This window comes from Paenibacillus cineris (assembly GCF_018333335.1).
Lineage (GTDB): Bacteria > Bacillota > Bacilli > Paenibacillales > Paenibacillaceae > Paenibacillus_AQ > Paenibacillus_AQ favisporus.
Genome location: NZ_BORU01000005.1, coordinates 51,331 through 70,954 on the forward strand (window position 1 = coordinate 51,331; position 19,624 = coordinate 70,954).

General features: G+C 59.4%; 10 protein-coding genes and 2 pseudogenes. 9 read left to right on the top strand and 3 right to left on the bottom strand.

What is annotated here, in order from left to right:
• The first annotated feature begins 156 nt into the window (after positions 1-156).
• The 7 genes and pseudogenes from KI379_RS29590 (at position 157) to KI379_RS29620 (ending at position 13,316) form a co-directional block, all read left to right on the top strand.
• Entirely contained in the window at positions 157-1,476 is a 1,320-nt protein-coding gene (locus KI379_RS29590) for a glycoside hydrolase family 125 protein (protein WP_145163527.1), read from the top strand.
• Positions 1,473-4,605, top strand: a pseudogene (locus KI379_RS29595) (beta-galactosidase). The gene KI379_RS29590 and the pseudogene KI379_RS29595 overlap by 4 nt, the downstream one beginning before the upstream one ends.
• Before the next feature lie 12 nt (positions 4,606-4,617).
• A complete protein-coding gene (locus KI379_RS29600) occupies positions 4,618-7,374 on the top strand; it encodes an alpha-mannosidase (protein ID WP_212985813.1) in 2,757 nt (918 codons plus the stop codon).
• A 35-nt stretch (positions 7,375-7,409) separates the two neighbouring features.
• Positions 7,410-8,441 carry a carbohydrate-binding family 9-like protein gene (locus KI379_RS29605; RefSeq protein WP_212985814.1) on the top strand — a complete coding sequence of 344 codons (1,032 nt, stop codon included), beginning with the start codon at positions 7,410-7,412 and terminating at the stop codon, positions 8,439-8,441.
• On the top strand, positions 8,438-11,062 hold the full coding sequence (locus KI379_RS29610) for a transglutaminase domain-containing protein (RefSeq protein ID WP_212985815.1): 2,625 nt from the start codon (positions 8,438-8,440) through the stop codon (positions 11,060-11,062). Before KI379_RS29605 ends, KI379_RS29610 begins: the two co-directional genes overlap by 4 nt.
• Before the next feature lie 99 nt (positions 11,063-11,161).
• Positions 11,162-12,199, top strand: a complete 1,038-nt coding sequence (locus tag KI379_RS29615; protein ID WP_212985816.1) for a glycoside hydrolase family 18 protein — start codon at positions 11,162-11,164, stop codon at positions 12,197-12,199.
• 307 nt (positions 12,200-12,506) lie between these two features.
• A complete protein-coding gene (locus KI379_RS29620) occupies positions 12,507-13,316 on the top strand; it encodes an aminoglycoside N(3)-acetyltransferase (RefSeq protein WP_212985817.1) in 810 nt (269 codons plus the stop codon).
• A 308-nt stretch (positions 13,317-13,624) separates the two neighbouring features.
• On the opposite strand, the gene KI379_RS29625 is transcribed toward KI379_RS29620, so the two are convergent.
• Positions 13,625-14,254, bottom strand: coding sequence for an FMN-dependent NADH-azoreductase (locus KI379_RS29625; RefSeq protein ID WP_212985818.1), 630 nt, complete (start codon positions 14,252-14,254; stop codon positions 13,625-13,627).
• 134 nt (positions 14,255-14,388) lie between these two features.
• Between KI379_RS29625 and KI379_RS29630 the strand changes: the two genes are divergently transcribed.
• Positions 14,389-14,748: a winged helix-turn-helix transcriptional regulator gene (locus KI379_RS29630; protein ID WP_076173545.1), complete on the top strand. Its 360-nt coding sequence runs from the start codon at positions 14,389-14,391 to the stop codon at positions 14,746-14,748.
• A gap of 169 nt (positions 14,749-14,917) precedes the next feature.
• Here KI379_RS29630 and KI379_RS29635 read toward each other — a convergent pair.
• Both KI379_RS29635 and KI379_RS29640 read right to left on the bottom strand, forming a co-directional pair.
• Positions 14,918-15,730, bottom strand: a pseudogene (locus KI379_RS29635) (formylglycine-generating enzyme family protein); the annotation flags it as partial.
• A gap of 678 nt (positions 15,731-16,408) precedes the next feature.
• On the bottom strand, positions 16,409-17,623 hold the full coding sequence (locus tag KI379_RS29640) for an ROK family protein (RefSeq protein ID WP_212985820.1): 1,215 nt from the start codon (positions 17,621-17,623) through the stop codon (positions 16,409-16,411).
• Positions 17,624-18,029: 406 nt separating this feature from the next.
• Here KI379_RS29640 and KI379_RS29645 point away from each other — a divergent pair, with 406 nt between their 5' ends.
• Positions 18,030-19,523 (top strand): arylsulfatase, encoded by a 1,494-nt coding sequence (locus KI379_RS29645; RefSeq protein ID WP_212985821.1) that lies wholly within the window; start codon positions 18,030-18,032, stop codon positions 19,521-19,523.
• The last annotated feature ends 101 nt before the right edge of the window (positions 19,524-19,624 follow it).

Sequence of the window (19,624 nt, forward strand, 5' to 3'; positions counted from 1 at the left end):
GATCACGGGGAGGAACGCCTTGCATTTTTCACGGCGGGGCCTCCCCCTCTTTCGGGTAAACGGACAGGATTCGGGGCCAAAGGTAATCATGGCTTAGCCGCATCGTCTTAGGATCAGCCCGGAGCATATGACCATGTATACAAAAGGAGATCAAGAATGGAACAATTCAGATTGCCACAAATCAACATGCCGCGGATGGAACTTCCGGCTTCCATTCAGAACGTGCTGACCGAAGCGGAAGAGAAGCTGGCGCACCGGCCCAAGCTGCTGCAGCTGTTCAAGAACTGTTTTCCGAACACGCTGGAAACGACCACGAAGCTGATGGATGACGGAACCACCTTTGTCATTACCGGGGATATTCCCGCGTCCTGGCTCCGTGATTCCGTGGAACAGGTCATGCATTACGTGCCTTTCGCGAAAGAGGATGCCGCGCTGCAGCGGATGATCGGCGGGCTGGTCAAGCGGCATATCCAGTACATACATATCGACCCGTACGCGAACGCGTTTAACGAGTCGGCAAACGACTGGCACTGGAACAAAGCCGACGTGACCGATATGGGCCCTTGGGTGTGGGAGCGCAAGTTCGAGATCGACTCCCTGTGCTTCTCCATGCGGCTCGCCTATGCGTACTGGAAGGAAACCGGGCTGACGGACATTTTCGACGCCGGATTCAAATCGGCGATGCGGATCATTTACGAGCTGTTCCGGACCGAGCAGCGTCATATGGAACAGTCGCCGTACCGTTTTATGCGCAATAACGGCATCCGGCAGGATACGCTGGCAAACGGAGGGCTCGGCATGCCGGTCAACTATACGGGCATGGTCTGGTCCGGCTTCCGCTCCAGCGACGACGCGTGCGACTTTCATTACAACATTCCGGGCAACATGTTCGCCGTGGTTGCGCTGCGCCACATGCAGGAGTTTGCCGAATGGGTGTTCCGCGATACGGGCTTCCTGCAGGAGCTGAAGGCGCTTGAGGAAGATATCCATCACGGCATCCAGCTCTACGGCATCTACCGCCATCCGGAATTCGGACCGATTTACGCGTACGAGACCGACGGGTTCGGCAACTACTGTCTGATGGATGACGCGGGTACTCCGGGACTGCTGTCCATTCCTTATCTGGGCTATGTCACTGCCGATGATCCGATCTATCAAAACACAAGACGCTTTGCGTTGTCTAAAGCCAATCCGTTCTACTTCGAAGGCCGGGCGGCAAAGGGCATCGGCAGCCCGCATACGCCGGAAGGCTACGTGTGGCATATGGCTTTGTCCATGCAGGGACTGACAGCGGTCACGAAGGAAGAAAAGCTGGAGATGATCGCGACGCTGGAGGCGACGGACGCGGGAACGGGCTATATGCATGAGGGATTCCTTGCCGACGATCCAGCCGTATATACGAGATCGTGGTTTGCCTGGTCGAACAGCCTCTTCTCGCAGCTGGTCTATCAAGCGATGAAAGAAGGGATTCTATGAGCCGGCCGGTCATCATTTTCTATGATTCGGCGTTTCCGGGGACATCGCTTCCACCGGCCGCGCAGCTTGAAGAGCTGCGGCAGATCGGTAAAGTGGTCGATGCCAAAGGTCTTGCCGAAGCGCTGCGGACAGCCGAGGAAGGATGCTTCGTAAACCTGCATGCGCCGTATTTTCCGAAAGACGCATGGGCGGACATTGCGGCGTTTCTAAAACGCGGCGGAGGGCTCGTCAGCGTCGGCGGGGCTCCGTTCCGCCGGCCGGTCCGGCTTGAGGAAGGGGCATGGAAGGCGGAGGCGGAGCAGACCGCTTACCACCGAGAGCTGTACATTCATGAAACGCTGCATGTGGACGCCGGACCAGTCGCGAGTCTGCGGGCTTCGGAACAAATCCCGCTTCTGGCCGGACAGGAGCAGCTGTTTGGCATCAGCGACACGCTGAACCTGGTGCCGCACACGACCCGGAACGCCGATCTGCCGCACCAGATGGGCTCCGCGGGTACGATGAGCACGCAGGTGCATGCGCTGCTGACCGGCATATCCGCCGACGGCCGCGAGGTAGCCGCCCCGGTAGTGCTGTGGGAGAACTCGCGCGGTGATTTTGCCGGTTCACGCTGGCTGTTCGTGAATGTGCCGCTCACCTCCGCGTTCTGGAATCAGGGCGGAGCAGAGGCGCTGGGCACCTGGGCAGAGTTTACCTCGCGTCCGGTCACCGAGCTGTCGCTAAAGACCAATTACGCTGCTTATGAGCCGGACGATCACGCGGTCTTGACGCTGCAAACGCAGCGGATCTTTCCGAAGCGGACCGCGATTCGGGATGCCGAGCGATGGACGTTTGTCCTTACGGTAGAGGAGGACGAAGGGGATCAGAAGTGGGAGCATCGGTTCACAACGGGCGTTACGGGCGAGCTGGACTTCGTCCGGATTTCCGTACCGCTTGCGCTTCGCGCCGGGCTGTACCGGGTGGAATGCACCGCTGCGTCGGAAGACGGCGAAGTACGGGTACTGCGTCAAGGCTTCTGGGGGCATGACGCACAGCTGCTTCAGGAAGGAAGCCTCCTGACCCGCGGGCGGGACTATTTTCTCAAGGACGGACGGCCGCTGCCGATTGTCGGCATGACGTATATGGCGTCCGATGTGGCCCGGAAGTTCCTGTTCCTGCCGAACAGCGACGTGTGGGACCGGGACATGGCCCAAATGGCGGCGGCCGGCATCAATTGGATCCGTACCGGGGTGTGGACCGCCTACCGCAACATCATGCAGGTCGACGGCCATGCCTCGGAGGAGGTGCTTCGAGCGATCGACGCCTTTATCCTGACGGCGAAGAAGCATGGACTTCACGTCACGTTCACCTTCTTCTCCTTCACGCCGGAGACGTGGGAAGGGGTTAATCCTTATCTGGATCCGCAGAGCGTGGAGGCCCAGAAGCGGTATATCCGCTCCATCGTCTCCCGTCACCGTCACACGACGAACGTGGACTGGGACCTGATCAACGAACCGTCGATGTTTGACCCGGCGCGTATTTTCTCGGCCGGGCCGCGCTCTTCGCATGACCGCTATGAACGGGCGGCCTTTGCGGAGTGGCTGGAGCGGCGCCACGGCCAAATCGGGCAGCTGCAGGAGCGGTGGAGTATGACGCCGGAGCAGCTGCCGAGCTTTGCGGCCGCCGCGATTCCGGAGCCGCAGGAGATCAACTTCGACGTGCAGGATATGCATTCAGGCAAGAAGGGGACGCGCTGGCTGGATTACTGCCTGTTCTCCATGGACATGCATAACCGCTGGGCCCTGCAGCTGTATGACACGATCAAGGAGCTGTGTCCGGATCAGCTGGTCACTGTCGGCCAGGACGAGGCGCTCGGCTCGCAGCGGCCGTCGCCGTTCTTTTACCGCGAGGCAGCAGACTATACGACGGTGCATTCATGGTGGCAGAACGACGATCTGGTCTGGGACGGGATTTTTGCCAAGACGGCCGACAAGCCGAATGTCGTTCAGGAGACGGGGATCATGTACGTCGAGACGGCCGAAGGGCTGGCCAAGCGGAGCGAGCGGGAGCTGCGCAGCATGCTGGAGCGCAAGTACGCTTATGCGTTCTCGACGGGCGGTGCGGGAGCGACCCACTGGATCTGGAACACGAACTTCTATATGGATAATGCGAACGAATCGCATATCGGTGCCCTGCGGGCCGACGGTACGGAGAAGCCGGAGGCGGACGTCTCGTACGAGTTCGGCCGGTTTATGGCGGGGATCCGCGACCTGTTCCGGGACCGTGAACTGGAGGATATCGCGGCGGTGTTCCCATACTCGAACGACTTCTCGAACCGGAAGTTTGCGAATGAGGCGACGCGCCTGATGACGCGCGTGCTGTCCTATCAGCTGAAGCTGCCGCTGCGGGCCGTGTCCGAATACGACCTGGAGCCGCTGGCGGAGCATCCGGCCAAGCTGATTCTGCTGCCAAGCCCGCACAATATCGAGGACGCGGCTTGGGCGAGGCTGCTTGAGATCGTCCGGAGCACGGGAGCGGTGCTGCTCGTGACCGGGCCGCTCTCGATCGACGCGTACTGGCGGCGGACGGAGCGGGCGGCGGCTAGGCGCTACGGAGATCCGCAACGTACGGCGCGAGGAGACGCTGAGCCTTCAGGGCAAGCGGCTGCCGGTTTCCTTCGGGAAGCGGCGCATCGCTGAGGTGAACAAAGAGGTGCTGGCGTCGGGCGACGGCCAGGCCGGTTCGGGAACGCCTGCTGCCGACGCGGTGACCGACATCCCGCTGGGCGCGGGCAGATTGATCTGGAGCCCGCTGCCGGTTGAGCTGAACGAACGGATTGACACCACGGCCGAGCTGTACCGTTATGCGGCGGAGGCGGCCGGCTGCGCCAGCGGCCTGACCTGGCTGCAGGGCGGGGACAACCCGGGGATTTACGGGCGCAGACTGCGGTTTTTCGAAGGCTTTTTATACATTTTCGTATCGGAATATGCGTGGAATGCCCAGATTGAAGTGCAGGACGACGATACCGGAGCCGTCTATGCGTTCGAGCTGGAGCAGGAGCGGTCGGTGCTGTTTGCGGCCGATGCGGAAGGACGAATACAGGCGGTGTACCGCCCGCACGAGGTTCAGATTCAAGTCAAGAAAAGCTAGGAGGAAGAACACATGCCAAACCGCAAAACGGCTCATATCGTATCCCACACCCATTGGGACCGGGAATGGTATCTGCCCTATGAGAAGCATCATGTCCGTCTGATAAAACTGATGGATGCGCTGCTGGACAAGCTGGATGAGGATCCGGAATACCGCAGCTTTTTCCTGGACGGCCAGACGATCATTCTGGAGGATTACCTGCAGGTCCGGCCGCAGCAGCAGGCGCGGCTTGAGAAGCATATTTCGGACGGCCGCATCCTGATCGGCCCCTGGTACATCCTGCAGGACGCGTTTCTGACGAGCAGCGAGGCCAATGTGCGCAACATGCTGATCGGGCACAAGGACGCCAAGCGCTACGGCCAGCCGGCCAAAATAGGCTACTTTCCCGACACCTTCGGGCTTGCCGGACAAACGCCCCAGCTGATGCGGCAGTCCGGCATCCATAACGCCTTCTTCGGGCGGGGCGTGAAGCCTACTGGTTTTAACAACACGGTCGCCGACGGCGATTACGAATCCTCCTTCTCCGAGCTGGAGTGGGAGGGGCCGGACGGCTCCAAGGTGCTCGGCATCCTGTTCGCCAACTGGTATTCGAACGGGAATGAGGTGCCTGCGGATCCGGGCGAGGCGAAAGAATACTGGCAGCGCAAGCTGGCGGACGCCGCCAAGTATGCTTCCACCGGGGAGCTGCTGTTCATGAACGGCTGTGACCACCAGCCGATCCAGCTCGATCTGCCGGAGGCGATCCGCACGGCGCGCGAACTGTTCCCGGATACGGACTTCGTCCATTCCAATTTCATCGATTATTTGGCGGCCCTCGAATCCTCGCTGGACCGTGAATTGTCCTCCGTCCGGGGCGAGCTGCGCAGCCAGCGGACGGACGGCTGGGGGACGCTCGTCAATACGGCTTCCTCCCGCGTCTACCTGAAGCAGTTGAATCAGCGGGGCCAGGCGATGCTCGAGAAGGTGGCCGAGCCGCTTGCAGCTTATGCCAGCCTGCTCGGTGCGGCGTATCCGCATGATCTCCTGCAGTACGCCTGGAAGACGCTGATGCAGAACCATCCGCATGACAGCATCTGCGGCTGCAGCGTGGACGAAGTGCACCGCGAGATGGTCACCCGCTTCGAGAAAAGCCGGCACGTCGCCGAAGCGGTTGCGGACGACAGCCTGCAGTCTATTGCGGAACATATCGACACTACCGGCTTTGCGGCGTTCGGGCCGGATGCGGTTCCGTTCACCGTCTTCAATACGACCGGCGGCACGCGGACCGGCACGGTCAGCGTCGAAGTCGACGTGCTCCGTCATTATTTCCGGGAAGGCATTCCGTTCGGTGAAATGAAATCGCGGGTCAAGCAGCTCGAGCTGGCGGACTGGATCGTGGTGGACAGCAAGGGACGGGAGGTGGACTGCACGATCACCGACCTCGGGCTGCAGTTCGGATACGATCTGCCTGACGACAAGTTCCGGCAGCCTTATTTTGCCCGAAAGGTCCGGGTGGAGCTGGAGGCGACGGACGTTCCCGCGAACGGCTTCAGCACCTACGCGGTCGTCCGCTCGGCTTCCCAATCCGCTGCATCGGCGGAACGGTCCACGCTTGTTACCGGGGACCGAACCATGGAAAACGAATACGTGTCGATTAGCATTGAAAACGACGGGTCGGTGACGCTGACGGACAAAGCGAGTGGCAAGATTTACTCTAATTTGTGCGTTTACGAGGACAGCGGGGACATCGGCAATGAATACATGTACCGCCAGCCGGACGGGGAAACCCCGCTGACGACCCGGAATACAGCAGCCGAGATTACGATTCTGGCCGACAAGCCTTACGAGGCGTCCTTCCGGGTCGTTCACGCCTGGGACATCCCGAAGGGAGCAGAAGACAAGCTTGCGCAGGAGCAGCAGGAGCTGGTATGGTTCACCGGCCGATCGTCCGGCCGCTCCAAGGAGACCGTCCGGATCGTCATCGAGACGACCTTGACGCTGGAGAAAGGATCACGCGGTTTGAAGGTATCCTCTCGCTTCCATAACCAAGCCAAGGATCACCGGCTGCGGATGCTGTTCCCGACCGGCCTTGCCAGCAACGTTCACCAGGCGGATTCCATGTTCGAGGTCGTGACCCGCGGCAACGAGCCGTCCGCCGAATGGACCAACCCGAGCTACTGTCACCACCAGCAGGCTTTTGCCAGCATCCAGGACGAGCGGACGGGACTCACGGTCGCGAACCTGGGCTTGAACGAATACGAAGTGCTGCAGGACGGACAGAACACGATTGCGGTGACGCTGCTGCGTTCCGTCGGCGAGCTGGGCGACTGGGGCGTATTCCCGACACCGGAAGCGCAGTGCCTGGGCGAAGCCTATGCCGAGCTGATGATCATCCCGCACGGTCTTGCGAATCCTGAGGCTGCGTATAACGAAGCCTATCAGTTCCAGGTGCCGTGGACGGGCGTACAGGTCGGCCTGCATGCGGGCAGCCTCCCGCCGGTTTATCAATGGTTCGGCTGGCAGGGAGAAGGAATAGCACAGTCCGCGGTGAAAAGAAGTGAGGAGACAGGAGACCTCATCTTCCGCTGGTACAATTTGACCTCGAGCGGCAGCGAGCTTGCCGTAACGCCGACATTTGCGTATCGCCAGGCATATCGAAGCAATATTCTGGAAGAGCGGCAGGATGCGGTGGAAGCTGTGCAGCCCGGAGAGGCGCTCCGCGTAGCGGCCGGGCCGGCCGAGATCGTGACGCTGGCCTTGGAGATTGCGGATACCGGCAATATAGGTTAACGATCGATGCAGAACGAATAACGGAGGGAATCGCGATGAATCTAAGCGGAGTGCCGGAGCCTAGGATTGAATATGCTCCCAAACATTATATTTGCCGGCGGGCGCAGGGGCCGCTCGTCCTGGACGGACGCCTGGACAAGCCGTTCTGGTCCGAAGCGCAGTGGACGGAGGATTTCGTCGATATCGAGGGCGATCTGCGCCCCAAGCCGGCCAAGCAGACCCGGGTCAAAATGCTGTGGGACGACGAATATTTTTACTTCGGCGCGGAGCTGATCGAGGATCAGATCTGGGCCACGCTGACCGAGCGGGATTCGGTCATTTTCTACGACAACGATTTTGAAATCTTTATCGATCCCGACGGGGATACGCACCAATATTACGAGTTTGAAATCAATGCGCTGAATACGGTCTGGGACCTGCTGCTGGTACAGCCTTACCGCGACGGCGGACCTCCGGTCAACGGCTGGGATATCGCCGGCCTGCAGACCGCGGTGCATATTGACGGCGAGCTGAACCGCCCGGATGCGGACAACCGCAAGTGGAGCGTGGAAGTGGCGATCCCGTGGGCGAGCCTGAAGGAATGTGCGCCTGAGGGGCGCCGCCCGGCTACCGGTGAGTTCTGGCGCGTCAACTTCTCGCGGGTAGAGTGGCAGACGGAGGTTCAGGACGGCGAATACCGCAAGGTGCTGAACCCCGAGACCGGCAAGCCGTACCCTGAGGACAACTGGGTATGGTCGCCGATGGGCATCATCAACATGCATTATCCGGAGCTCTGGGGGTACGTCGTATTCTCGGACGGAGAAGTGCCCCAGGATTTTGAGCTGCCGGAGGACGAGCGGATCAAGTGGGAGCTTCGCAAGCTCTATTACCGCGAGCGCAACCACTATGAGGCCCATGGACGGTTTACGGCGGAATGGGAGCAGCTGAAGGGTGAAGATACCTGGACGATTCAACCGGAGATCGAAGTAACCCGCAGCCTGTTTCAGCTGACGACGTCGTCCGCGGACGGACGAGCGGTGTACTGCATCCGCGAAGACGGAAAGCTGTGGAAGGAGGAAGCGAAATGACGACGCATACGACCGCATTCTCGCTGGATCAGGAGATGCTGCTGCGGATCGAGGAGAAATTTCAGGATAAGATGGCACTGGCCGAATCCCGGAAACAGGAGCTGTTCGGCGTGTTCGAGGAGGCATTGACCGCCGAGGAAACATGGGCTTTGAAATATTTGTACGCGTACATGCCGGTCAACGATCTGGCGGATTACGACGGTGCGCTGTTTCTGAGCCACGTGCGCCGCACGCTGGCGATCCGCAAACAGGTGCCTTGGGGAGAGCGGGTGCCGGATCACCTCTTCCTGCACTTCGTCCTCCCATACCGGGTGAATACTGAAAATATCGAGGATTCGCGCGGCATATTGTATAACGAACTGGCGGAGCGGACCGCCGGACTGTCCATGGCGGACGCGATTCTGGAAACGAACTACTGGTGCCACGAAAAGGCGACCTACGTCGGCAGTGATCTGCGGACGATTTCGCCCCTGACGATGATCCGCACGGCCCGTGGCCGCTGCGGGGAAGAGTCGACGCTCGCCGTGGCTGCGCTGCGCAGCATCGGCATTCCTGCGCGCCAGGTCTATACCCCGCGCTGGGCGCACTGCGACGACAACCACGCCTGGGTGGAAGCGTGGGCCGATGGGCAGTGGTACTACATCGGCGCCTGCGAGCCGGAAGCCCGCCTGAACCAGGGCTGGTTCACTCCGCCGGCACGCCGTGCGATGCTGATCAACACGAGAATCTACGCCGATTATCCGGGGCCTGAAGATATTACGCTGGCCGACGAATGGTTTACGGAGATCAACCTGCTGGAAAATTACGCGCCGACGCAGACCATCCGCGTGACGGTAAAAGATGAGGCCGGCGTTCCGGTAGAGGGGGCCGAGGTGCGCTTCGAGCTGTACAACATGGCGGAGCTGTACCCGATCGCCACGCTTCCGACGGACGAGCGGGGCGAAGCCTCCTTCAAGACGGGCTTCGGCGACCTGGTCATCCGCGCCGTCAAGGACGGCCGCTGGGGCGAGACCAAAATTTCGGTCCGGGACAGCGAGCGCTTTGAGCTGACTCTGGACTGCTCCGTTCAGCCGGAAGGAACGGCCGACTTTGACATGGTGCCGCCGCCCGAACGGGAAGGGGAAGCTGCGGATGCCGTCACGGAAGAGAAGCAGCAGCGCCACAACGCCCGGATCGAGGAAGGTACGCGCACCCGGACCGCATTCGAGGAAAGTTTCCTCGGCGGGGACGAAGCCGCCCGATTGGCGAAGGAGGCGGGGCTTCCGGCCGAGCGTGTCGAGGCGGTGCTGGGCAAGGCCCGGGGCAACGGACGTGAAATCGCTGCTTTCCTGGAAGAGCGTTCCGGCGAATTCGGAGAGTGGCCGCTTCGGCTCCTGGAATCGCTGAACGACAAGGACCTGGCCGATACGTTCCGGCCGGCGCTGGACGACCATCTGACCGGAGCGCTGACTCGCCGCGGCGATTGGGATGAGGAGCTCTTCGTCCGGTACATTCTGTGCCCGCGCGTGCTGTTCGAAATGATCGTGCCGTACCGGAAGTTCTTCCAGGAAGCCTTTACGCCGGAGGAGACGGCCGCGTATCAGGCCGATCCGGCGCAGCTGGCCCGCCGCCTGGAGCAGGGCTTCGGTCTATGGCAGGACCTGCCGAACCTGCTTGGCAAAGGCAATCCGGTCGGTACCTACCGGCTGGGCAAGGGCGACCCGGTGTCGCTCGGCATCTTGTTCGTGGCCGCCAGCCGCAGCCTTGGCATCCCGGCCCGCCTGCACCCGAGCGAGCAGAAGCCGCAGTATTGGCAGGACGGCGGATGGAAAGACGCGCCGTTCACCCTGTATGCCTCCGCCGAGGAGACCGGAAGCGCAGGCTGGGGCATGCTGCGCCTGCTGCGGGATGAGGCGGCCGGTTCGGATGCGCCTGCCGCATCCTACAGCGAGAACTTTACGTTCGCCCGGCTTGAAAACGGCGTATACAAAACGCTGGTATACCCGTTTGGCCAAACCGACGTGTACGACGTGCCGTTTGAAGTGGAGCCGGGTGCCTATCGCCTGACAACGGGCATCCGTCTGAAGGACGGGACCGTACGGGTGCGCCTCAGCTACTTTACGGTGAGCGAAGGGGACACGACGGAGGTTCCGCTGACGTTCCGCGAAGCTGCCGAGGAGGTGCCAGTGCTGGGCACGCTGGATGGCGGCGGGGAAGTTACGCGCTTCGACGGGACAGCCGCCGCGCTGGGTAGCTTGATTGGTTCCAAGGGTGCCATCACGGCCTGGATCGAGCCTGAGCGCGAGCCGACCAAGCATCTGCTGCGTGAGCTCGGGGAGCTGGCGGAGTCGTTTGACAAGCTGGCGCTGCCGATCGTCCTGATCATTGGAGATCGGGAGTGGACGGCGTCGTTCGATCCAGCCGCTTATCCGAATCTGCCGGCGCAGACGGCGTTTGTACGGGATTCCAGTTATGCTTCCCTGCCTGACCTGATTTCGTCTTCGGCTGCAAACGAAGCGGGCTACCCGCATCTGTTCGTGCTGGACGGCCAGAATCAGATCCGGTACACAGCATCCGGCTATAAGATCGGCACGGGGAAAGAGGCGCTGCAGATTTTATCGGCGGTAACAAAGCAGGGGTAAGCCGGCAGAACAAGCCGATCCAACAGAACAACCTAACTTAACAACTCAACCGGGATCGAGATTCTGGTACAACCCAATAAGAAACGGAGTGTCTTAAGTATGTCGAAAAAATATATTGTGGCGGGTTACGCCGTGGACGCCGTGCTGCCGGAGATGACGCCGGAGGACCTGTCCAGGCTGACCCATCTGAACGTGGCGTTCGGCCATGTCCGGGATGACGAGATTACGACGGAGCATTTGAAGAACGGCGAGGCCATCCGGTCCATCAAGCGGGAGCATCCCGAGCTGACGCTGCTGCTGTCGGTCGGCGGCTGGAGCGCGGGCGGCTTCTCCGAAGCGGCCGCAACCGAAGAAGGAAGAGCCCGCATGGCGGCATCTGCCGTGCGGGTGCTGAATGAGTACCCGTTTGACGGGATCGACCTGGACTGGGAGTATCCGTGCTACGGCGAGGCGGGTATCGCCGCCAGTCCGGATGACAAGCACAACTTTACGCTGCTGCTGTCGGCGATTCGGGAAGCGCTCGATGCCAAAGGCGCCGCGGACGGCCGCCATTACCTGCTGACGATCGCGGCGGGGGCGGACCAATATTACGTGGACGGCACGGAGATGGATCAGGTGCAGAAGTACCTCGATTTCGTGCAGCTGATGACTTATGACATGCGGGGCGGCTTCCAGGTGCTGACAGGCCATCATACGAACCTGTACACCGGAACGGGCGATTTGTTCCGCATCAGCACGGACGCTTCCGTGAACATCTTTGTCCGGGCAGGCGTGCCGCGGGAAAAAATCGTGATCGGAGCGGCGTTCTACTCCCGCATCTGGAACGAGGTCCCGGACCGCAACCGCGGACTGTACCAAATGGCGGGCACGACGGGCGGATACGGCCCATCCTTTACAGAGCTGGCTGCCGATTATATCGATAAAAACGGCTATACGCGCTACTGGGATGAGGAAGCCCGCGCGCCGTTCCTGTTTAACGGGTCGAGCCTGATCTCCTATGATGACGAGGAATCCATCCGGCATAAATGCGAGTACGTGAAGGAGCAGGGACTGGCCGGCATCATGTTCTGGGAATACGGCTGCGACCGGACGCACCGCCTGCTAGGCGCGATGCACGAAGGGCTGGGCGCCAAGTAAAGGGAAGGTCCTAGCCGAAATTAGCCGAAACAAGCCGAACGAAAGTACCACGATTTGAACGAACGATGCTTCAAAATCACCGGTTTGTCTAACGCATCGGATTTCATGCATCCTTTCCTTGATCCAGGGGAAGGATGCATTTTTCTTTATCCAATGCCGGGTTCGTACAGGCAGCTTTCCATAGGGCTCGTTTCATACCCGTTTACTTCATGACACGGCCGTTTGCATGGCTTGGTCCCGATGTTCATCCCATACTTGATCGGAGCCGCCCCAATTTGCCACAATGGAACAATGGAGGTGGATTGACATGGGAGAAAGAAAAGTCATTGACGCTTCGGCGAAGCTGAACACGGTGGAGTCGATCCGGGCGGATCTCGGCCGTCTCGGCGTCCGGGAGGGTGACACCCTGCTGGTGCATTCCTCGCTATCCAAAATCGGCTGGGTGTGCGGCGATGCGGAAGCCGTCATTCTGGCGCTGCAGCAGGCGCTCGGCAGTGCCGGGACGCTGGTGATGCCGGCCCACAGCGGCCAGAATTCAGATCCGGCGGAATGGGCCAATCCGCCCGTACCATCCGCATGGCTGGAGGAAATTTACGCGCATATGCCGGCGTTTGACCCGGATTACACGGCGACCCGGGCGATGGGGAGAATCGCGGAGCAGTTCCGCTCGCTGCCGGGAACCCTACGCTCGTACCATCCGCAGGTGTCGTTTGCAGCCAGGGGGCCGCATGCGGCAGAAATTACAGGTGTACACGCGCTGACGCCGCAGTTCGGCCAGGATTCGCCGCTGGGGGCCCTGTACCGGCTGGATGCCAAGGTGCTGCTGCTTGGGGTCGGATACGACTCATGCACGACCTTTCATATGGCGGAGACGCAGATCGAGGATATGCCGCGGAAAAGAATGGGGGCCGCCATTCGGGAGGACGGCGTGAGAACGTGGAAATGGTTCGAAGACTATGCCTACGATTCCGACGACTTTGACCGGCTCGGGCAGGATTTTGAAGAGCAGGGACATGCTGCTGTCGGTAAGGTGGGCATGGCGGAATGCCGGCTGCTGCCCGTCAGGGCGGCCGTGGATTATGCGGCTGCATGGTTAAAAAAGCACCGCTTCGCATAAGAAGCGGTGCCTTCTGCCTGTTGAGAAACTTCAACGGGCTTTTTTTTTTAGAGATAAGAAAGTATAAGTTTCGGAGCTTCTGCTTCCTGATCTCGCAAGAAAAACTTCCTCTAGACGCGATCTGTCTTCTTTGAAAGTACGTCGATAGACGTTTTTCTTATCATTCAGGAAATGATGCGGCTTGATTTCCTAAGGAGATGGGAGGTTCCCCTTATCCAAAAGTGAAGATGGGTTTCACAAGATGAGTTTCACTTCCGGTGGATTCATTCTTGCGGCTGTCAGTTCGGCGAGAACGATGGCGTCCTCAATTAGAAACGTTTGGCAGCTTCCTTAGCTTGTGCAATCGCTTTTTCTTTTATAAAAGGAGCCTGCTCTGATACCGCCGTTCCTTCAACAAAAATAGCTTCAGTTTCGATTCCATAGAACTGTAAAATGGTTTTCATATAGCTGAATCCCATTTCTATTGAAGCTAAAGGGCCTTCCGAATAAACGGAACCGCTGGCTTGAATGTGCAAGGCTTTCTTGCCGGGCAGCAGACCTACAGGACCCTTTTCGGTATACTTGAACGTCTTGCCCGGAATGGAGGTCGCATCCGTGTATGCTTTCAAAACCGGCGGAACCGTAAAATTCCACATCGGGGACACAAAAACGTACTTATCGGCTGCCATAAATTGATTAAGAATTTCCTCAAGACGAGCCACTTTTGATTTTTCAGCCTCGGACAGCTGATCCAAAGACGAACCCGCCCGAAGCTTTCCCCACCCCCTTAAAACATCAGCATCGATTTGCGGAATGTTTTCTTTATACAGATCCAAATGAACAACTTCGTCGGTTGGATTTGCTTCGCGGTACGCTCCAATAAATTGTTTGCCCACCGTAAGGCTATAGGATTCCTCCGGATTAAGGGGATGAGCGGTGATGTACAGTACAGTTGCCATGCTTCAAACTTCCCTTCTGTAATATGATTAAGAACACTTACAATGCTGATCATATAATACTAACTTACTTATGGTAAGTAGGCACATTAATGTGGTATAGTAACAAAAAAGGTACCGTAAACGGAGGTGGGCCTATGCAAAAGAACCCTGCCCAATGTCAATTCGTAGTTGCGCTGGATTCGATCGTCGGCAAATGGAAGCCGATTATCCTTTATCATTTGCTTCAAGGCAAGCCTTTGCGGTTCAATGAACTCAGAAGATTGCTGCCTGATATCACGCAAAGAATGCTTACGCTCCATCTGCGCGAATTGGAGGAAGAGGAGATCGTTAAACGAGTCGTTTATCCGCAGGTCCCGCCGAAAGTGGAATACTCCATCACGGAATACGGCAAGAGCCTGTCGCCGATTTTGGAATCTCTGCATCAATGGGGAGTAGCCCATGTTAAGCGAAAACAGCTCAAAATGAATAATCAAGAACAAACAGAAACGGACTAGCATCATAATCGCTAGTCCGTTTCATTCTGTTTCGAAACACATAATACCGAGCGGTGATTGCGAAGCGTGTCCGGGATCACGGCCTGGCGTCAGCTCGAAGGAAGGCAAATAAGCTAACGCCAAAAAGGCACCGCTTCGCATGAGGAGCGGTGCCTTTTTGGGCTTGCCGTTACAGATCCGCTACCACGCGGAAACCGATGTTGCCTGTAGAGCTGTCCGGCGTATTGCCGCTGCGCGCAGCGACGCGGTACCGGTTGCAATAGGATTGATGGCATAAGTACGATCCGCCCTTCATGAGGCGGGCGTTTCCCTGGGCAGGCCCTTCCGGCCGGTCCGAAGATCCGCGCTGTGCCGGGTCGGACGTAAACCAGTCGCCGCACCATTCCCATACGTTGCCCGACATGTTGTACAGCCCGTATCCGTTCGGAAGATAGACGTCCACGGGAGCGGTGCCGAGGTAGCCGTCGCTGGCATGGTTTTTGGTAGGGAATACGCCCTGCCAAATGTTGCAGCGGTGTTCGCCGCCGGGGCGCAGCACGTCGCCCCAAGGGTAACGCTTGCGCTCCAGGCCGCCGCGGGCTGCTGCTTCCCACTCCACTTCGGTGGGCAGCCGGACGCCGGCCCAGGCGCAGTAAGCGGCAGCGTCATTCCAGGAGACGTGGACCACGGGATGGTCCATCCGGTCACCGATGCCGCTGCCGGGGCCTTCCGGCTCCCGCCAGGTGGCGCCTTCGACACCGAGCCACCATGGCGTACGCTCCGGAGAGCCGACGATCTTCACCTGCTGGGGATCCGGGATCAGCAGCTGGAAAACGTACGACCAGCCGAATTTCTCGGCTTCGGTGACGTAACCGGTCGCCTGGACGAAAGCGGCGAATTCGGCGTTCGTGACGGCATAAGGCGACATGCGGAATGCCGGGATGTGCACTGGCCGCGCAGGCCCTTCCGCGTCCGAGGCGAAGCCTTCCCCGTCATCGGTGCCGAGGATATAGGTACCCTCGGGGATGATCGGCCATTGGGAAGGATCGGGCTGAGCGGAATGTTCCGCCAGGCTCGGCTCCTGCTGGGCGGCTGAGCTGTGGAAACGCTCGGCTGCAGAGCCGGTATAAGCCGGCGAAGCTTCCTTGGGATCAGCTGATGCTGCCGCCGGTGTGCCCGATTCCTGGCCGGTTTCTGCCCTGCCGGATCCTTGAAGCTGCGGAAAGCTGCTTGCGGCCCCTGTTTCCCCTTCGTGAAAATCCTTTGCTTCACGCGCGTTTAAGTTCCCGGCAGCAGGCGTTCCGCAGGCGGGAGCCTGCAAAGCGGCTTCACGCCCGGCAGAACAGCAGCAGGAGGAGGTTTCGGCCTTCCCGGCATTTCCCGACGTTGGAACGGTGGAGGAGGTCTCTTGGGTCATTTTGGTCCTTGCTCCTTTCCTGGTAGGAGGATGTTCTTTCTTTCATGTTTTATGTCCGTTCGGATTTAACCCGTGTCCGTCCGCTTGCTGGCAACAGTTCAAGCCCGGCTGGCTTCATAGCTGGACAGGCATCCGTGTGCCCTCTGAGAGGGCGGCGGCCGCAGCGGGCTCTGAAGGTATCAACAGGCTTTGAGGGCAAAGCGGCCCCCAAAAAATGAGCTATGGGGATGCGGCGGGCCCTGAAGGCTCACGGCCGCAGCCGGCTCAGCAGGTCAACTGCTCCAGCATCAGGAGCGCCGCTCCGACGGCGATCGCTTCTTCGCCATAACTGCCTTTGCTGAAAATGACCTGATATTTCGGGTAATGATACGTTTTGCGGATGGCGGTCTGGGTCGCCGTATAGAAGAACAGGTTCGAATCCGTCATCAGCGGCCCGCCGAGAACGACCTTCTCGGGATACAAAATGTTCAGCAGGTTGGCCAGACCGATGCCGAAGTACGTTGCCGCCTGGGTCACGACTTCCGTGACCATCGGATCCATCTGCTTCAGCGCCTGCATAATGTGGCTGAAGCGGGCCGGCTCGCCCTGCTGCAGCCGGCTGCTCCGGCCGATCCGCAGCCGGGAATTCACCTCGCGTTCGATCGCATGGACCGACGCGTAGGAATCGAGGCAGCCGTGGTTGCCTTTGGCGGTTCGGTAAGGGATGCCATCCGCTTGGATGATCATCTGCCCGAACGAGCCCTCCATATCGGCTGCCCCATAGATCAGCTTGCTGTCCGACATCATGGACAGCCGCAGGCCCGTGCCGCCATGCACATACAGCATGTGGCGGAAATCCTTGCCGCGGTTCGCCCATGCTTCGGCGACGATGGCGGCATTGGCGCCGTTGTCGAGCAGCACCGGAACGTGCAGCGCCTCCTCGATCAGGCGCACGATCTCGACATGCTGCCAGCCCGGCGCGGCAAACCACTCCGGCTCCTCGATGATGCCCGCCTCGCGGTCGAGCGGGCCGACGGCGCCGATACCCATGCCGATGATTTGATCCAGCGGGATGCCGTGCGCGGCAATCCATTCCCGGGCCCGGCCGACAACCTCGCCGATGAGCCGCTCCGGCGTCATGTCGACTGTCATGTCCCATTCGGCTGCTTCCAGCGTTTGCCCGGCTAAATCGAGCAAAATGAGGCGGGAGACGACGCGGGAGACATCCAGGCCAAACGCATAGCCGTACTCGCCCCGGACCTGGTACAGAATCGGACGCCGTCCCCCGGTTGAAGCGCCGAGGCCGCTCTCACTAATGACGCCGATGGAGACAAGCTCGTCGAGGACGCGGGTCAGCGTACTGATCGTCAGTCCGCTTGACGCCAGCAGGTCGCTCTTGGAAATCTCCTGCTTGCGCCGGATATCATAGAACAGTTCCTTGGCTTTCGGTGAGGGAATGCGTTCTTTTACATTCCATCTCTCTTCCTTAAAATCTTGCATATCGTCGTTATCCTCGCTATTCTGAACCGTTAAGGCCAGCGGCTTTTGCCCCGCAATATGATCCGGCGGCAAACGCCGAAGGGCTCTGCTGGCAATGGTTTTTCTACAATTATACGTACAGGCTGCTTCATGATTATCATACACACGGCCCCAGCAAGTGGCAACCGGACGGCATCCTCATCTGTGAGGTTTTATCCCCCCATTATACCGATCTTAATTTCTTTTTGAAATAAAGTAATCAGAGTAATCCGTTTTCATCGTTTTCCCATCGGGGTAATCTGCACGAAAAAACGAATAATTTCATTTACTTTTCATCACGTGAAGGGTTTAATAAGGGGGAACAGGCATTTTCAAGGATTCTCTCAGGGTTATCGATCATATCCGCTGGATTCAAGGAGGAGAGCCGATGAATAGGAACGAAGAGCGAGGCAGGCCCAACGTGCTGCTGATTACCGTGGACCAGATGCGATTCGACTGCCTCAGCATCGCCGGCCACCCCGTCGTGGAAACGCCGAATCTGGACGAGCTTGCCCGGACCGGCGTGAGGTTCAGCCGCGCCTATTCGGCCACCCCGACCTGCGTGCCGGCGCGGGCGGCCATCTTTACGGGCCAGTCTCAGCGGACGCACGGACGCGTTGGGTATCAGGACCGGGTACCGTGGAATTACCCGGTCACGCTGCCCGGGGAGCTGGCCAAAGCGGGATACCATACGCAGTGCATCGGTAAAATGCATGTGTATCCCGCCCGAAACCTGATGGGCTTTCACAACGTGGTGCTGCATGACGGCTACCTGCATCACAACCGCAATTTTCACGGCATCCCGATGCAGGAGCATTACGATCAGGTGGACGATTACCTGCAGTGGCTCCGGGATAGGGTGCCCGGCGCCGATCTGATCGACACGGGCCTGGACTGCAACGCATCGACCGTCGCACGTCCGTGGCATCTGGACGAAATGAAGCATCCGACGAACTGGGTCGTGACCCAGTCGATCGACTTTCTGCGCCGCAGAGACCCGGGCAAGCCGTTCTTTCTATGGATGTCCTTCGTCCGTCCGCATCCGCCGTTCGATCCGCCGCAGGCGTATCTGGACCTGTACGAAGATGCGGATATTCCGGATCCGCCGGTCGGAGACTGGGCGCAGGGGGATGACCCCGCCCTGGAAGGTTTGGCGCCGACAACGGGCAAGGGGCTCGTCCCCAAACGAAGGCTGCGCCGGGCGATGGCCGCTTATTATGCGCTGATTACCCATCTGGACCACCAAATCGGCCGGTTCCTGCAGGCGCTGAACGAGTACGGAGAGCTCCATAACACGGTGATCATGTTTACCTCGGATCATGGAGAGCTGCTTGGCGATCATCATTTGTTCCGGAAGGCGCTGCCCTATGAAGGAAGTGCCCACGTGCCGTTGATCGTGAACGACCCTGGCGGCAGGCTCCATCTCAAGCAGGGCACCGTGGCCGATGAGGTCGTGGAGCTGCGTGACATCATGCCGTCGCTGCTTGATGCAGCCGGGGTTCAGATCCCGGAAAGCGTGGAAGGGGACAGCATTTGGAGGCTGGCAGCGGCCAGGAACGAAGCGGATACAGCATCGCCGGTATGGCGGAGCCATCTGCATGGGGAGCATGCCTACGGTCATCAATCTACCCAATGGGTCACGGACGGGACCGAGAAGTTCATCTGGTATCCGCAAACCGGCGAAGAGCAGTTTTTTAACCTGGCGGAAGACCCCATGGAGCTGCACAATGCCATTTCCGACGAAGCCTGCCGGGACCGGATCGAACATTGGCGTTCCATTCTCATCCGTGAGCTGGAAGGGCGGGAGGAAGGCTTTACGGACGGGGAGCGGCTTATCGCCGGCCGGAAGCAGGCGGCCGTACTGTCCCATATCCGGGTTTGATGCGCAGCAGCGGATTCATTGAACTAACGTTATTGCATTATCGAAATATAACCTTAGGACGGCTGCCTGCTGCAGGCAGCGAATATACAGCTTGAACTGTT

What these genes read in the sequence shown, in the direction of transcription:
- KI379_RS29590 (WP_145163527.1), top strand. Translation starts at nt 157, where the DNA reads ATGGAACAATTCAGATTGCCACAAATCAACATGCCGCGGATGGAACTT.
- KI379_RS29600 (WP_212985813.1), top strand. Translation starts at nt 4,618, where the DNA reads ATGCCAAACCGCAAAACGGCTCATATCGTATCCCACACCCATTGGGAC.
- KI379_RS29605 (WP_212985814.1), top strand. Translation starts at nt 7,410, where the DNA reads ATGAATCTAAGCGGAGTGCCGGAGCCTAGGATTGAATATGCTCCCAAA.
- KI379_RS29610 (WP_212985815.1), top strand. Translation starts at nt 8,438, where the DNA reads ATGACGACGCATACGACCGCATTCTCGCTGGATCAGGAGATGCTGCTG.
- KI379_RS29615 (WP_212985816.1), top strand. Translation starts at nt 11,162, where the DNA reads ATGTCGAAAAAATATATTGTGGCGGGTTACGCCGTGGACGCCGTGCTG.
- KI379_RS29620 (WP_212985817.1), top strand. Translation starts at nt 12,507, where the DNA reads ATGGGAGAAAGAAAAGTCATTGACGCTTCGGCGAAGCTGAACACGGTG.
- KI379_RS29625 (WP_212985818.1), bottom strand. Translation starts at nt 14,254, where the DNA reads ATGGCAACTGTACTGTACATCACCGCTCATCCCCTTAATCCGGAGGAA.
- KI379_RS29630 (WP_076173545.1), top strand. Translation starts at nt 14,389, where the DNA reads ATGCAAAAGAACCCTGCCCAATGTCAATTCGTAGTTGCGCTGGATTCG.
- KI379_RS29640 (WP_212985820.1), bottom strand. Translation starts at nt 17,623, where the DNA reads ATGCAAGATTTTAAGGAAGAGAGATGGAATGTAAAAGAACGCATTCCC.
- KI379_RS29645 (WP_212985821.1), top strand. Translation starts at nt 18,030, where the DNA reads ATGAATAGGAACGAAGAGCGAGGCAGGCCCAACGTGCTGCTGATTACC.